The sequence below is a fragment of the Rhizobium sp. SG570 genome, assembly GCF_012275345.1.
Lineage (GTDB): Bacteria > Pseudomonadota > Alphaproteobacteria > Rhizobiales > Rhizobiaceae > Rhizobium > Rhizobium lusitanum.
Genome location: NZ_JAAZQI010000005.1, coordinates 44014 through 58468 on the forward strand (window position 1 = coordinate 44014; position 14455 = coordinate 58468).

Annotated in this window: 14 protein-coding genes and 1 pseudogene; 1 reads left to right on the top strand and 14 read right to left on the bottom strand. The window is 60.0% G+C overall.

Annotation, left to right across the window (positions count from 1 at the left end; translation table 11 throughout):
• Positions 1-54: 54 nt before the first annotated feature.
• The 7 genes and pseudogenes from FHT28_RS12130 to FHT28_RS12160 all read right to left on the bottom strand — a co-directional run bounded on the left by FHT28_RS12130 (position 55) and on the right by FHT28_RS12160 (position 7185).
• Positions 55-1383 carry a folylpolyglutamate synthase/dihydrofolate synthase family protein gene (locus FHT28_RS12130; RefSeq protein ID WP_210255743.1) on the bottom strand — a complete coding sequence of 443 codons (1329 nt, stop codon included), beginning with the start codon at positions 1381-1383 and terminating at the stop codon, positions 55-57.
• 48 nt (positions 1384-1431) lie between these two features.
• Positions 1432-2343, bottom strand: a complete 912-nt coding sequence (gene accD, locus FHT28_RS12135) for an acetyl-CoA carboxylase, carboxyltransferase subunit beta (RefSeq protein ID WP_168596395.1) — start codon at positions 2341-2343, stop codon at positions 1432-1434.
• Between the two features lie 108 nt (positions 2344-2451).
• Positions 2452-3291: a tryptophan synthase subunit alpha gene (gene trpA, locus FHT28_RS12140; protein WP_168596396.1), complete on the bottom strand. Its 840-nt coding sequence runs from the start codon at positions 3289-3291 to the stop codon at positions 2452-2454.
• 10 nt (positions 3292-3301) lie between these two features.
• Positions 3302-4516: a tryptophan synthase subunit beta gene (gene trpB / locus FHT28_RS12145; protein WP_037195558.1), complete on the bottom strand. Its 1215-nt coding sequence runs from the start codon at positions 4514-4516 to the stop codon at positions 3302-3304.
• The gene (locus FHT28_RS12150) at positions 4513-5187 is read right to left on the bottom strand and encodes a phosphoribosylanthranilate isomerase (RefSeq protein ID WP_037195560.1); all 675 of its coding nucleotides are present in this window, start codon (positions 5185-5187) and stop codon (positions 4513-4515) included. Before FHT28_RS12150 ends, trpB begins: the two co-directional genes overlap by 4 nt.
• Before the next feature lie 141 nt (positions 5188-5328).
• The gene (locus FHT28_RS12155) at positions 5329-6330 is read right to left on the bottom strand and encodes an NADP-dependent oxidoreductase (RefSeq protein WP_037195561.1); all 1002 of its coding nucleotides are present in this window, start codon (positions 6328-6330) and stop codon (positions 5329-5331) included.
• 40 nt (positions 6331-6370) lie between these two features.
• Positions 6371-7185: pseudogene (locus tag FHT28_RS12160) on the bottom strand (oxidoreductase).
• A gap of 90 nt (positions 7186-7275) precedes the next feature.
• Here FHT28_RS12160 and FHT28_RS12165 point away from each other — a divergent pair.
• A complete protein-coding gene (locus FHT28_RS12165) occupies positions 7276-7707 on the top strand; it encodes a helix-turn-helix domain-containing protein (protein ID WP_047637612.1) in 432 nt (143 codons plus the stop codon).
• Between the two features lie 49 nt (positions 7708-7756).
• Here FHT28_RS12165 and FHT28_RS12170 read toward each other — a convergent pair whose 3' ends face one another.
• The 7 genes from FHT28_RS12170 to FHT28_RS12200 form a co-directional block, all read right to left on the bottom strand.
• Positions 7757-8518, bottom strand: a complete 762-nt coding sequence (locus FHT28_RS12170) for a SprT family zinc-dependent metalloprotease (RefSeq protein WP_037195567.1) — start codon at positions 8516-8518, stop codon at positions 7757-7759.
• 91 nt (positions 8519-8609) lie between these two features.
• On the bottom strand, positions 8610-9050 hold the full coding sequence (locus tag FHT28_RS12175) for a DUF2852 domain-containing protein (RefSeq protein WP_092573051.1): 441 nt from the start codon (positions 9048-9050) through the stop codon (positions 8610-8612).
• Between the two features lie 89 nt (positions 9051-9139).
• Complete coding sequence (locus tag FHT28_RS12180; RefSeq protein WP_141694044.1) at positions 9140-9379, bottom strand: hypothetical protein; 240 nt, start codon at positions 9377-9379, stop codon at positions 9140-9142.
• Between the two features lie 31 nt (positions 9380-9410).
• On the bottom strand, positions 9411-10688 hold the full coding sequence (gene phaZ, locus FHT28_RS12185) for a polyhydroxyalkanoate depolymerase (protein WP_168596397.1): 1278 nt from the start codon (positions 10686-10688) through the stop codon (positions 9411-9413).
• 302 nt (positions 10689-10990) lie between these two features.
• Complete coding sequence (locus FHT28_RS12190; protein ID WP_037196131.1) at positions 10991-11833, bottom strand: fumarylacetoacetate hydrolase family protein; 843 nt, start codon at positions 11831-11833, stop codon at positions 10991-10993.
• 149 nt (positions 11834-11982) lie between these two features.
• Entirely contained in the window at positions 11983-13401 is a 1419-nt protein-coding gene (locus FHT28_RS12195; protein WP_047559354.1) for a pyridoxal-dependent decarboxylase, read from the bottom strand.
• A gap of 65 nt (positions 13402-13466) precedes the next feature.
• On the bottom strand, positions 13467-14420 hold the full coding sequence (locus FHT28_RS12200) for a glutathione S-transferase family protein (RefSeq protein ID WP_168596398.1): 954 nt from the start codon (positions 14418-14420) through the stop codon (positions 13467-13469).
• Positions 14421-14455 lie beyond the last annotated feature (35 nt).

A 14455-nucleotide genomic window follows, 5' to 3' on the forward strand; every position in this document is an offset into this window, starting at 1 on the left:
AATAGAATAAAAAAGCCCGGCTCGACCGGGCTTTTTTATTGATCCTGATCCAATTTATCGGGGCGGCGTGCCGTTATCGGCAAGAACGTCGCCGACCAGATAGAGGGATCCACCGATCAAAATGCGCGGAGCGGGTGAATTCGGCACGACGAAGGCCTTGATCGCATCCAGCGCCTCGCCGACATCAGACATCGGTTCCGCCACCAGGCCGGCATCATAGGCCGCGTTCGCCAGAATGACCGGATCGATCATCGCGTCGCTGGCGCGGATCGGCACGCAATAGACCTTTTCCGCAAGACCGGCGAAGGCCTTGAAATAACCGACCGGATCCTTGGTGTTGATCATGCCGATAATCAGGAACAGAGGCCGTGGCTGGCGCTCCTCGAAATTGGCCATGGCTTCGGCGATGACTTCGCCGGCGCCGGGATTATGGCCACCATCAACCCAGATCTCCGCGCCTTCGGGTGCATGCGACATCAGATTGCCGTCCGTCAACCGCTGCAGGCGGCCCGGCCATTCGACCGAGGTCATCGCCTTTTCCATCATCGCTTCGGTGACGACGAAACCGGCGGCCTTGACGGCGCGGATGGCGGCGGCGGCATTGGCATATTGATGGCGGCCCGGCAGGCGCGGCAGCGGCAGATCGGCGAGGCCGAACTCGTCCTGGTAGACCAGCTTGCCATATTCTTCGTGGGCGGAAAAATCCTGGCCGAAAACGGCCGTCGGACAACGCAGCCGCTCGGCCGTCGATATCAGCACGTCGAGCGCCGCATCATATTCCTGGTGGCCGATGACAACAGGATGGCCTGATTTCATAATGCCAGCCTTCTCGGCCGCAATCAGCTCGACGCGATCGCCGAGATAGGGCTGGTGATCGAGCGAAATCGGCATGATGACCGACACGGCCGGATCGGAAATGACGTTGGTGGCATCAAAACGGCCGCCGAGGCCGACTTCGATGACGGCGGCATCGGCCGGATGCTCGGCAAATAGGATGAAGGTCGCTGCCGTCAGGATCTCGAAGACCGTGATTTTCTGGCCGCCATTGGCGTCGGCGATGCGCCGCAGCACATCAGCGAACACGGCGTCGTCGACAAGCTTGCCGCGGCCACCCTTGACGCCCATGCGGTAGCGCTCGTGCCAATTGACGAGATGCGGCGAGGTGTGAACGTGGACGCTGTAACCGCCGGCTTCGAGCAGCGCGCGGCAGAAGGCCGTCACCGATCCCTTGCCGTTGGTGCCGGCGACATGGATCACCGGCGGCAATTTCCTATGAGGGTTACCGAGGATATCGAGCAGCCGGGTTATTCTCTCCAGGGAGAGATCGAAGCCCTTGGGGTGCAGCCCCATCAGCTTGTCAATCTCCCGTGCTGCCTCGCTCATTGCGGATTGATCCATAGCCGTCATCCCGCACCTCCGCCATCGATGATATCAGGCGCTCGCCGCTATCGCCAGCGCAGCACCATTCTTGCTCTTGGCGGACACGTCGTTTGCCGGCGCCTTGGTCAGGATCTTCAGGAGCGTGGCCAGGGTATCCGGAATGTCGTGACGCTTGATGACCATGTCCACCATGCCGTGTTCCAGCAGGTATTCCGAGGTCTGGAAGCCTTCCGGCAGCTTTTCGCGGATCGTCTGCTCGATGACGCGCTTGCCGGCAAAGCAGATTTCCGCGCCCGGCTCGGCCAGATGAATATCGCCCAGCATGGCGTAGGAGGCGGTGACGCCGCCGGTCGTCGGATTGGTCAGAACGACGATATAGGGCTGGCCGGCTTCCTTCAGCATGTCGACGGCAACCGTGGTGCGCGGCAGTTGCATCAGCGACAGGATGCCTTCCTGCATGCGCGCGCCACCCGAAGCCGGGAACATGACCAGCGGGCATTTCTCTGAAATCGCCCGCTCGAATGCCTTGACGATGGCCTCGCCGGCAGCGATGCCGAGCGAACCGCCCATGAAATTGAACTCATGCACGACGGCAACGAGCTTGACGCCCCGAACCTTGCCGATGCCTGCAAGGATCGTGTCTTCCTGCTCGGTCTTGATGCGGCTGTCCTTCAGGCGGTCGGTATATTTCTTCGAATCGCGGAACTTCAGCGGGTCCTGCGCGACCTTCGGCTGCGGCAGGGCTTCATACTCGCCATTGTCGAAGAGATCGGCAAGGCGCGCCTTGGCCGGCATCTTCATATGGAAGCCGGAAGCGGGGATGACCCACTTGTTGTCCTCAAGATCCTTGTGGAAGACCATTTCGCCGGTCTCCGGGCACTTGATCCAGAGATTCTCCGAAATTTCGCGACGGCCCAGCATGGAGTTGATCCGTGGGCGAACGTAATTCGTGATCCAGTTCAATTCGAAACTCCTAATCGACCATATCAATCGATATCGTAGTCGTCACTTAATGCCCATAGGCCATGTCTTCAATTCGCAACGATTTGAAGACAGGCCTATATGGGGAAACTATTCGGCGGCAACAAGGCGTGCCGAGCGGGTTCCCGTCGACAGGCCCCGGACAAGCGTCGCGACGGCCTGGATGGTGTCGGCGCTGGCCTTGCCATCCTTGGTGAGGCTGGTGGCGATCTGGTTGACGATGGCGGTGCCGACGACCACGCCGTCTGCGGAGCCGCCGATTACCTTGGCATGCTCTGCTGTTTTGACGCCGAAGCCAACGCAGATCGGCAGGTCGGTGTGCTGCTTGATACGCTCAACTGCGCCCGACACCAGCGACGGATCCGGCAGAGCCGAACCGGTGATGCCGTTCATCGAGACATAATAGACGAAACCGGACGTGTTCTTCAAAACGGTCGGCAGGCGCTTGTCATCGGTGGTCGGCGTCGCCAGGCGGATGAAGTTGATGCCCTTCCTGATGGCGGGAATGCAGAGTTCGTCGTCCATTTCCGGCGGCAGGTCGACGACGATCAGGCCATCGACGCCGGCGACAAGGGCGTCATCGAGGAACTTTTCGACGCCGTAAATATAGATCGGATTATAGTAGCCCATCATCACGATCGGCGTATCGGCATCCGTCTTACGGAAATCGGCGGCGAGCTGCAGCGTCTTCTTCAGCGTCTGGCCGGCCTTCAAGGCGCGCTGGCCTGCAAGCTGGATCGCCGGGCCGTCGGCCATGGGATCGGAAAAGGGCATGCCGAGCTCGATGACGTCGGCACCGGCTTCCGGCAGCGCCTTCATGATGCCGAGCGAGGTGTCGTAATCGGGATCGCCACCCATGAAATAGGTGACGAGTGCCGGGCGGCCTTCAGCCTTCAGAGCGGCGAAGCGTTTGTCCATACGTGCGGTCATTGCGTCTAACTCACATTCCCAGAATCTTGGCGACGGTGAAGATGTCCTTGTCGCCGCGGCCGGAGAGGTTCATCAGGATGATCTCGTCCTTGCCCATCTTCGGGGCGCGCTTGATGACTTCGGCGAGCGCATGGCTCGGCTCCAGCGCCGGAATGATGCCTTCGAGGCGCGTCAGCGTCTGAAAGGCTTCCAGCGCCTCATGGTCCATGATCGGCACATATTCGGCGCGACCGATATCGTTCAGCCAGGAATGTTCCGGGCCGATGCCGGGATAGTCGAGGCCGGCCGAAATCGAATGTCCCTCTTTGATCTGGCCGTCATCGTCCTGCAGCAGGTAGGTGCGGTTGCCGTGCAGCACGCCGGGCGAGCCCGCGGTGATCGAGGCGCAATGCTCGTCGCCCTCAAGGCCCTTGCCGCCGGCTTCGACGCCGACGATCTTGACGCCTTCATCATCGAGGAAGGGATGGAAGATGCCGATCGCATTCGAACCGCCGCCGACGGCCGCGATAACGAGATCCGGCAGGCGCCCTTCGGCTTCCAGCATCTGCTGCTTGGCTTCCGTGCCGATCACAGCCTGGAAATCCCGAACCATTTCCGGATAGGGATGCGGGCCGGCGGCCGTTCCGATCAGGTAATAGGTGTCGTCGACATTGGTGACCCAATCGCGAAGGGCTTCGTTCATGGCATCCTTCAGCGTGCCGCTGCCGGCCGTTACCGGAATGACCTCGGCGCCAAGAAGCTTCATGCGGAAGACGTTCGGCGCCTGCCGCTCGACATCGGTCGCGCCCATGTAGACGACGCAGGGCAGGCCAAAACGGGCGGCAACCGTCGCGGAAGCGACGCCATGCTGGCCCGCGCCGGTTTCGGCGATGATGCGGGTCTTGCCCATGCGCTTGGCCAGCAGGATCTGGCCGATGCAGTTGTTGATCTTATGGGACCCGGTGTGGTTCAGCTCTTCGCGCTTGAAATAGATCTTCGCGCCGCCAAGTTCGGCCGTCAGGCGCTCGGCAAAGTAAAGCGGGCTCGGGCGGCCGATATAATGCGTGCCGAGAGATTTCAATTCCGCCTGGAAGGCCGGATCGTTCTTCGCCTTGTTCCATTCCTCCTGCAAATCCAGGATCAGCGGCATCAACGTTTCGGCAACGAAACGGCCGCCGTAAATGCCGAAACGACCGTCCTCATCGGGGCCGGCGCGGAAGGAATTCAGTTTTGGCGTCTGGTTCACTCTCTACTCCCTGCTGCCGGTTCCGGCAGACATGCTTCTGCAAATGCGTCGAAAAACTGGTCGATCTTACCCAGATCCTTCACGCCCGGCGCGCTTTCGACGGCGGAGGAAAGATCGATGCCCGTGGCCTTGGTGGATGCCAGCGCGAGCGCGACGTTGTCCTTGTTCACGCCGCCCGACAGCATGTAGTCGACCCGATCGTCGAGCCAGCTCATCAGGCCCCAATCGAAGGACACGCCGTTTCCACCCGGCAGCTCCGAGCCGACAGGCGGCTTGGCGTCGAACAGGAAGCGGTCGGCAATGCCGATATAGGATTCGACCCGCTTCAGATCGTCGGCGTCACGCACCGACATGGCCTTCATGACGGAGACATTATAAACCGCCTTGATCGTCAAGACACGCTCCGGGCTTTCATTACCATGGAGCTGCAATATATCCGGCTGCACCAGCGACATGATCTCATCGAGATCGTCATTGGTGGGATTGACCGTGACGGCAACGATCTTTGCCTTGCCGCGAGCGCGCTCGGCCAGCCGGCCGGCCAGATCGGGCTCGATATAGCGTGGGCTCTTCTCGAAGAAGATGAAGCCGATATGGGTGGCGCCGCGCGCAAGCGCACGATCCACCGCTTCCGGCGTCTTCAGACCGCAAATTTTGACATCGGGGTTCATGGCAGCGGAGTGACACGAAATTTCAAAAGAGTCGAGCCTAAAGGCGACAGGCGGGGGAATTTTGCGCTGCCGAAGGCGACGGCGGGTAACAGTGCTCTTTGGCCTGAAACCTATACAATGGCCTTCATGTGGCAAAAGTCCTCACCGCACCGCGATGACGACCTTGCCCCGAGCACGGCCTGTCTCGACGTAGGCCAGCGCCTCGTTGGTCTTTTCGAACGGAAAGACCCGATCGACGACAGGTCGTATGGCTCCTGCCTCTATCAATGAGGCGATCTGCTCGAGCTGCCCGCCGCTCGGCTTCATGAAGAGGAACGAATAGCTGACGCGATGGCGTTTGGATTTTCTGCGGATGCTAAAGCTCAGCAGGCGCATAGCTTGCCGAAGCAGCCAGCCGGAACCGCTTTCCCTGGCAAACTCCGGATCTGGCGGACCGGAGATCGAGATCAACTTCCCACCCGGCTTCAGGACGCGGAGTGATTTTTCCAGCGTATCCTTGCCAAGGCTGTTCAGCACGACATCATACCCCTGCAGGACGTTTTCGAAATCGTCCTTCTTGTAGTCGACGACGACATCCGCTCCGAGACTTCTGACCAGATCGACATTGGCTGTGCTTGTCGTCGTCGCCACGGTCGCACCGATATGTTTGGCAAGCTGGATGGCAATCGCCCCGACGCCGCCCGAGCCGGCATGGATCAGAATCTTCTGCCCCTTCTTCAGGTTTGCCCGGTCGACAAGCGCCTGCCAGGCGGTCAGGGCGACGAGCGGCACCGATGCCGCCTCTTCCATTGTCAGGTTCTTCGGCTTCATCGCAACGTCGGCCTCGTTGATCGCAATGAACTCCGCGAATGTGCCGATACGGTCCTTGGCCGGGCGTCCATAGACTTCATCGCCGGTTTTGAATTTCCGGACTTTAGATCCGACCCGAACCACGACGCCTGCCGCGTCATTGCCCAGGATCAGCGGCAGGCGGTATGGCAGCACAAGTTTGAACTCGCCGTCCCTGATCTTGGCATCCACCGGGTTTACGCTGGCAGCATGGATCCGGACCAAAACTTCGTCTTCCCGCAACTCCGGCTCGGGGACTTCGCCCAAGCGCAGAGCAGCACCTTTCGCATAGCGATCGATCAAGAATGCCTTCATGATACTGACTTTCTTTTCCTAAGGTTGCGGCGCTAGCGGCTCAGGCCGGAAGCCTGTTGAACTTCCGAAGATTTTTGTCGACGAATGACTCGGGCAGGAAGCGGCGTATGAAGCGGACCTGGCCTGCCATCTTTCCTGCGGTGTAACGTCTCTTCGGTGATGCCGCATTGGCCGCCTTAACGAGCATGTCGGCGACGATCTCCGGTGCATCTCCCGTCTCGACGATCTCCCGCATCAGCTTTTCCGCATCGGTGCGAATGGTGTCGTAGATGGGAAGCGGCTGATCAGCACGCGTGAGATTTTCCTCGAAAGACGTGCGGGTGACGCCAGGCTCGACCAGCACGACGCGAATGCCTTGCGTTCGCACCTCGTGGTCGAGCGATTCCGAATAGCCCTCGATCGCATGCTTGGTCGATGCATAGAGGGCGTTGAAGGGGCGGGTATGAGACCAAGGATGGAGCTCATGTTGATGATCCTGCCCTTTCGCTGGCGTCTCATAATGGGCAGCACCGCATTCGTCAGACGCACGACGCCGAAGACATTCACATCGAACAGAGCCTTTGCCTGTACGGCAGAAGACTCCTCGGCGCCTCCGAGCAACCCGATCCCGGCATTGTTGACGAGAAGATCGATTCGTCCTGCACGGATCACAACATCTTCGACCACACTCTGTACCGAACGATCGTCAGTGACGTCGCAAACCAGCATCGTCACGCCATCGGAGGTGTCGGCCATCGGCTTGCGGCTGGTTCCGAACACCTGGTAACCATTGCGCCGCAGCGCTCGTGCGGTTGCCAGCCCAATGCCGGAGGAAGCGCCTGTGACCAGGGCGACGCCGCGTTCTTTACCGCTCATCTGTCTCGGCTTTCATTTTTATCATGGAACATCGATGAAAACCAAGTTACTATCATTTCGAAACTAAGTCACTATCAAAAAGATACTAACATGCAGAATCTTTCAGACCAATCATGCCTGATTGCCCGCAGCCTCGCGCTGGTGGGGGACGCATGGAGCATGCTGATCCTAAGGGACGCCCATGCCGGGCTCACCCGATTCGATGAATTCCGCAAGAGCCTCAGCATCGCCCCGACGATCCTGACCCGTCGGCTTGCAGCGCTCACGGAGGACGGGCTGCTGGAGAAGCACCGCTATTCGGAGCGGCCGCCGCGGGATGAGTACATATTGACTGCAGCGGGCCAGGACTTCCTGCCCGTCCTTTTTGCGATCGGCGCGTGGGGGCGAAAGCACCGCAATGCAGACGGTGTAACCCGGTTCTTCGACGCCGAGACCGGGACGGAGATCGATCCCGTCATGATCGACCGTGCAACCGGTGCTCCGATCGGCACACGGCCGATTCGCATCGCTGCACCCGAATGAGCCACATCACGCGAAAAGGGCCAGAAGCCTTTAGCCGATAACGGCTTGCTCAATCAAAATCGATCGCGTGCAGCTGGCTGCCGTGGCGCTTCAGCCAGGCCTTGGCATCGTCCATGCCGGGGCAGAGCTTGCGGCAGAGCGCCCAGAAGCGCGGGCCGTGGTTCATTTCTCTTAAGTGCGCGACCTCATGGGCGGCGAGATAGTCGATGACCAGCGGCGGCGCCATGACGATGCGCCAGGAGAAGCTGAGGTTTCCCTGGGAAGAGCAAGAGCCCCAACGGCTGCGGGTGTCCTTCATGGTGATGGAGGAGACAGGCGCGCGGATCGTTCCGGCGTGCACCGCCACGAGCTTTTCGAGATCGGCGCGTGCCTCCTTCTTCAGGAAAGTCGCGATGCGGCGGCCGGCATGTTCCGGCAGACCGCTGACACGCAGCACCGGCTGGCCGTCCACAATGATGGCTTCGGTGAGACCGCGCAGGGTACCTGTGTGCTCGATCCGGTGACGCACGCCGCGCAGAAGGATTTCGCTGCCGCTGCGCAGGCTGCTGTCCGTCGTGAATTTGGCGAGCTTTGTCAAAAGCCAGCCCTGATGCCGGTCGAGGAAGGCATTGACCTCGCGTGCCGCAAGACCGCGCGGAATGGTCATCTTCAGCGAGCGTCCGCCCGGCTCGATTCGAAGCGTGATGCGCGTCGCCCGCTCATGCTGGCGGATCGTCAGCGGCATCAGACGGCCGGCGACGTTCAGGGTGCGCGTTTCCGGCGCGGGTGGTTCGGCAGACGCTCTGCGGGATCTGGATAGAAGCGGAAACATGGAAGGCAGTTTTATACGATTCGGGCTGATATCTGGCAAAGAAAAACCGGCATCGCCAGATGCCGGTTTCGATTACGTCACAGGGCCTCGGTCATGGCGTCTGGAATTCGGTCGCCGGACCGCCATTGTTGTCATTGCGCTTGACGCTGTTGCGCTCGCGCATGAAGCGGTCGAACTCGTCCTGATCCTTGGCGCGGCGCAGCTCGCGGACGTAGCTGTCGAATTCGGCGCGCATCTCGTCCAGCTTGCGGCGCTCCTGCTCGAGGCGCTCAAGTTCCGCCTTGCGCCAGTCGTCGAAGGCGACGTTGCCGGTGGAGAAGGAATGACGGTGACGGCCGCGATGGCGGCCGCAGCCGGCAAACATGCCGTCGGCCCTTTCATTCACATCCCTTTTGAAATCCCGCAAACGTTCCCCGAAGAGAATATAGGCGAGCATGGCAAAGCCCAGCGGCCAAAAGACCACGAAGCCAAGCACCATCAGGGCAATAGTAGCCGGAGTCCAATCCGGGCGTAGCAATGCAGATTGGTTCATCGTGAGGTATCCTCGCACGGCGCATCGCCCCTCGACCAACACCGATCGACGGAAAGGCTTCTGCGCATTTTTTAAAGCTCTACTGCATCTCAGCGCGTTCCAAGGACGCGCGGCGCGGTAAACGGCCCGATCATCTTCGAAACCGCTGGAATCGAGATGGTAACCTCTTCGTGAGCCTTCAATGGCATATTCAAGCGGAATCGGACAAGCCCTTGAATCCGCGCGGATAATTCAACAAAAGCTAATAATTTGCGCTGCCAGAGCGTGATGACGTTCTTTTCGGACGTCATCACGCTCTGACTATTTGATTTTGCATGATCTTCATCCAAAAATCGCTGCGCCTTTTTTGGATCATGCTCCTCAGGCGGATTTCCCGCCCTTGATCACCCGCTTGACGACCGGCCGGCCGGTGCGGGCATGCTCGCGGGCAAAGGCTAAAATGCGCGGCGCGATCTCGCGGCGGAAGCGCGAGCCGTTGAAGACACCGTAATGGCCGACGTCCGGCTGCAGATAATGCATGCGCATATGATCGGGGATGCCGGTGCAGATGGTCTGCGCCGCCATGGTCTGGCCGACGCCGGAGATATCGTCATTCTCGCCCTCGACGGTCAGCAGCGCGACATTGCGGATCACCGAAGGATCGACCGGCCGGCCGCGATGCATGAGTTCGCCCTTGGGCAGCGCATGCTTGATGAACACCTGGTCCACGGTCTGCAGATAGAATTCCGCAGTCAGATCCATGACAGCCAGGTATTCATCATAGAAATCGCGGTGCTTCTCCGCCGGCTCGCCGTCGTTCTTGACGAGATGCACGAAGAAGTCCTTGTGGGCGATCATGTGCCTATCGAGGTTCATAGACATGAAGCCGGAAAGCTGCAGGAAGCCGGGATAGACGGGCCGCATGAAGCCCGGCTGCGGCCAGGGGACATTCATGATGACATTGTCGGCAAACCATTCGAGCGGCCTGTCCTTGGCCAGCTTGTTGACCGCCGTCGGATTGATGCGCGTATCGATCGGGCCGCCCATCAGCGTCATCGACGCCGGCACCAGAGGATCGCCGGCCGCCTCCATCACCGCAACGGCCGCGAGAACCGGCACGGACGGCTGGCAGACGGCAACGACATGCGTGTCCGGCCCGAGATGGTGCAGCATCTCGATGACGTAATCGATATAATCCTCCAGATCGAAGGTGCCTTCGGTCATGGGCACCATGCGGGCATCGATCCAGTCGGTGATATAGATATCGGCGCCCGGCAGAAGGGCTTCCACGGTTCCGCGCAGCAGTGTCGCATAGTGGCCCGAGATCGGCGCGACGATCAGGATGCGCGGATCGATGCCGTGACCGGCGGGCAGGCTGCGCTCGAAATGGATGAGATCGCAAAACGGCTTCTTCCAGACGATCTTTTCGTGCACCGAAACCGGCTTGCCGTCGATCGCCGTCTCATGAAGCCCGAATTCCGGCTTGCCATAGCGCCTGGTCGTGCGCTCGAAGACTTCGAGGCTTGCCGTCAACGTGCGGCCAAGCATGGTATGCGACAGCGGATTAAGGGGATTGGCAGAGGCCAGGCGCATCATGTCGGCAGCGGCGCGGAAGGGTGCGAGGGCGGCATGATTGAGTTCGTAAAACTGATAAAACATTTGGGGGCGTCACCTTTCGAGATGCCGGCGCGCGAACTTGCAAATCACATAGATTTTCAAAAGCTCATGCGCCTCATATGTCGCTGCTTTCATTGCGGCGCTCCTCCGGTTGCGCTGCGCAGCAGGATGATTGCGGCTCCTCAGGCGCAATCTCCATCCTTTAAGCTCTTACTAACCAGTCTAGCAGTTTTTGCTGGGGGGCAACATAACTGCAGAGAGTTTTACCTATAAAAACGCCGGAGAATCGCTTCTCCGGCATCAACAATGATCTCAAAAGATTAAAGTTCCTGAGCCTCAAGGCCTCATGCGTCTGCGAGGAAGGTCTGGCGCTGCGTGCCGAGGCCTTCCATGCCGAGTTCGACGACATCGCCCGGCTTCAGATATTGCGGTGGCTTCATGCCCATGCCGACGCCGGGAGGCGTGCCGGTGGAGATGACGTCACCCGGATGCAGCGACATGAACTGGCTGAGATAGGATACGAGGTAGGCAACACCATAGACCATGGTCTTGGTCGAGCCGTTCTGCATCGTCTTCCCGTTGACCTTCAGCCACATCCCGAGGTTCTGCGGATCGGCAACCTCGTCCTTCGTAACCAGCCACGGGCCGATCGGACCGAAGGTGTCGCAGGACTTGCCCTTGGTCCATTGTCCCGAACGTTCCGTCTGGAAAGCGCGCTCGGAAACATCGTGCGAAACGCAATAGCCGGCGACATAATCGAGAGCATCGGCTTCGCTGACATATTTCGCCTTTTTGCCGATGACGACGCCGAGCTCGACTTCCCAATCGGTCTTTTCCGAGCCGCGCGGGATCAGCACGTTGTCATTCGGGCCGACGATGGCCGAGCTTGCCTTCATGAAGATGATCGGCTCCGGCGGCACGGTGGCACCGGTTTCCGCGGCATGGTCGGAAAAGTTCAGACCGATGCAGATGAATTTGCCGGTGCCGGCGACACAGGCGCCGATGCGGCCTTCCGCCAGTTCCGGCAGGCTCTTCGGATCGAGAGCGGCGATCTTTGCGAGACCAGCCGGCGAAATGGCCTCTCCACCAATATCGGCGACATGCGCGGAGAGATCGCGGATCTTGCCGTCGCTATCTAGAAGTGCCGGCTTTTCCTTTCCGGCTTGCCCTACACGCAACAATTTCATGGATTTTCCTTCCCTGCATTTTTCAAAGACGAGATTGCTTTCAAAGCCAAGATTGGTGACACCATATATGAACGAATTATTTACCAGTGTCATCAATCGATTTCAGAGCATAGCATGCTCCCGCGTTCCGCGTGGGAACAACAGTTTTTCTAGACCGGGGGCAATGCTCTGGCGATTTCGACGATGACAGCAAAAGCCGTATCGATATCTTCCGCTGTCGCTTCGAACTGTCCGGCCTGAAAGCGAATGACCAGGCGGCCGGCAACGCGGGTCTGCGTCAGATAGATGCGGCCGTCATTGTTGATCGCGGCAATCAGGCGCTGCGTATGGCTTTCCTGATCGGCGCCCGTCGGCGCCTTGTGATCGAACGAAAACAACGACAGAAACGGCTGGGTGACAATCTCAAAATCGGGTTCGGCCGCCAGGCGCTTAGCCAGATTCTGCGACCATGCGACGTGATTGCGGATCATCCCCCGCAGCCCTTCCAGGCCGTGATAGCGCAGCAGGAACCAGAGCTTCAACGCGCGGAAGCGCCGGCCAAGCGGCACCGACCATTCCGAATAGTTGATGATGCCGTCATGGCCATGGGTACGCAGATATTCGGGCTGGATCGCCAGCGTCCGCACCAGCGTTTCCGGTTCGCGAACGAACTGGACGGAGCAATCGAATTGCGCGCCAAGCCATTTATGCGGATTGAAGACGATGGAATCGGCCCGCTCGACGCCTTGCCACAGCTCACGGAATTCCGGGCAGATCATGGCGGAGCCCGCCCAGGCGGCATCGACATGCACGTAAAGTCCGTGGGCATGCGCCACATCGACGACAGCAGCGATGTCATCGCAGGCGCCGACGCTGGTGCCACCAACGCAGGCGATAACACCGGCCGGCAGCAAGCCGGCGGCGCGGTCTTGCTCTATCGCCGCGGCAAGCGCCTGAGGATCCATGGCCTTGTTCGGACCGGTGGAGGGGATGCGCACCAGGTTCTCCGCGCCGACGCCGGAAATCCAGATGGCGCGGTCGATTGACGTATGGACCTGATCGGTCGAATAGATCCGCACCGCCTTGTTTGCAGCAAGTCCATGGCTGTTGCCATGCCAGTCCAGCGCCCGCTCGCGCATGACCAGAACGGCGGCAAGAGTTGCGGTTGAGGCCGAATCCTGGATGACGCCGGTGAAACTGTCAGGCAGGCCGAGGGCTTGACGCAGCCAGTCGACCACCTTGGTCTCCAACTCGGTGGCGGAAGGCGAGGTCTGCCAAAGCATGCATTGGGCGGCAATGGCGCTGACCAGATATTCGGCGATCACCGAGACCGGGGCGGCATTGGCGGGGAAATAGGCAAAGAAGCGTGGGTGCTGCCAATGCGTCATGCCGGGAACGAGGATATCCTCGAAATCCTTGAAGATATCCTCCATCGCTTCGCCGGATTCCGGTGGGGAATCGGCAATATGCGCGGATATTTCGCCGGGAGCCGTCTGCGCCCGCACGGGCCGGTCCCGGAGCGATGCGCGATAATCCGCACCCCAATTCGCCGCCTTTTCCGACCAGCGCCGAAACTCCTCCCCATTCATAACGGTCCTCCCAATTCCATCAAAACGAGGCGGACCTTAGACGGGTTTTTGGGGGCGGTCGAGTATCAGAACAGCTCTTCGAGTGCAGGGCCGAGCGGCACGATACCGCTCGGATTGAGCGCCGTCACCGAATAGTAGCCGCGCTTGATGTGATCGAAGCTGACCGTCTCGGCGATCCCAGGCCAGTCGAACATGCGGCGGCAGAAGGACTGGAGATTGGCATAATCCGACAGCCTGCGGAGGTTGCACTTGAAGAGGCCGTGATAGGCGACATCGAAACGGACGAGGGTGACGAACAGCCTGATATCGCTTTCGGTCGGATAGTAGGTAAAGAGGTAGTCCCTGCCCTCCAGCTCGGCCTCAACCTGATCGAGACATTCGAACACGCCATGGAAGGCTTCCTCATAGGCGACCTGCGTCGTCGCGAAGCCGGCGCGATAGACGCCGTTATTGAGGGCCGGATAGATCCGCGCGTTGAAGCGGTCTATATCCTCGCGCCCGCCGGCCGGATAAAGATCGATGCCGTTCTGGGCAAGATCGCCGAAACCGTCATTCAGCATGCGCAGGATGTCTGATGACTCGTTGTTGACGATCGTGCCGGTCCGCTTGTCCCAAAGCACCGGCACGGTGGCGCGGCCCGTGAAGAGCGGATCGGCCTTGGTGTAGATCTCATGCATATAGGTGGCGCCGTTGACAGGGTCGTCTGTCGCGCCGGGATAATCTCCGAAACGCCAGCCCTGCTTGGTCAGCGCCGGTTCGACCACCGAGACGGAAATGACATCCTCAAGCCCCTTCAGCTTGCGGCCAATCAGGGTACGTGACGCCCAGGGACAGATCAACGCGACATAAAGATGGTAGCGGCCGGCCTCCGCCTTGAATCCGCGCTCGCCCGTCGGTCCCGGTCGGCCGTCGGGTGTTACCCAGCTGCGGAAACTCGAGGTCTGGCGGACGAAGCCGCCCTTTTCATCCTTGGCCTGGACCGGCTGCCAATCCTCAGTCCATTTCCCGTTCACCAGCAAGGTTGCGTCTCCAGTCGCGAGTGTTCTCTTCCGCG

Excerpts from the sequence above, each read along its gene's own strand:
- FHT28_RS12170 (WP_037195567.1), bottom strand. The coding sequence starts at position 8,518 with ATGTTTCCGCTTCTATCCAGATCCCGCAGAGCGTCTGCCGAACCACCC.
- FHT28_RS12190 (WP_037196131.1), bottom strand. The coding sequence starts at position 11,833 with ATGAAATTGTTGCGTGTAGGGCAAGCCGGAAAGGAAAAGCCGGCACTT.
- FHT28_RS12165 (WP_047637612.1), top strand. The coding sequence starts at position 7,276 with ATGCAGAATCTTTCAGACCAATCATGCCTGATTGCCCGCAGCCTCGCG.
- FHT28_RS12195 (WP_047559354.1), bottom strand. The coding sequence starts at position 13,401 with ATGAATGGGGAGGAGTTTCGGCGCTGGTCGGAAAAGGCGGCGAATTGG.
- FHT28_RS12150 (WP_037195560.1), bottom strand. The coding sequence starts at position 5,187 with ATGAACCCCGATGTCAAAATTTGCGGTCTGAAGACGCCGGAAGCGGTG.
- FHT28_RS12130 (WP_210255743.1), bottom strand. The coding sequence starts at position 1,383 with ATGAGCGAGGCAGCACGGGAGATTGACAAGCTGATGGGGCTGCACCCC.
- phaZ (WP_168596397.1), bottom strand. The coding sequence starts at position 10,688 with ATGTTTTATCAGTTTTACGAACTCAATCATGCCGCCCTCGCACCCTTC.
- FHT28_RS12155 (WP_037195561.1), bottom strand. The coding sequence starts at position 6,330 with ATGAAGGCATTCTTGATCGATCGCTATGCGAAAGGTGCTGCTCTGCGC.
- FHT28_RS12175 (WP_092573051.1), bottom strand. The coding sequence starts at position 9,050 with ATGAACCAATCTGCATTGCTACGCCCGGATTGGACTCCGGCTACTATT.
- trpA (WP_168596396.1), bottom strand. The coding sequence starts at position 3,291 with ATGACCGCACGTATGGACAAACGCTTCGCCGCTCTGAAGGCTGAAGGC.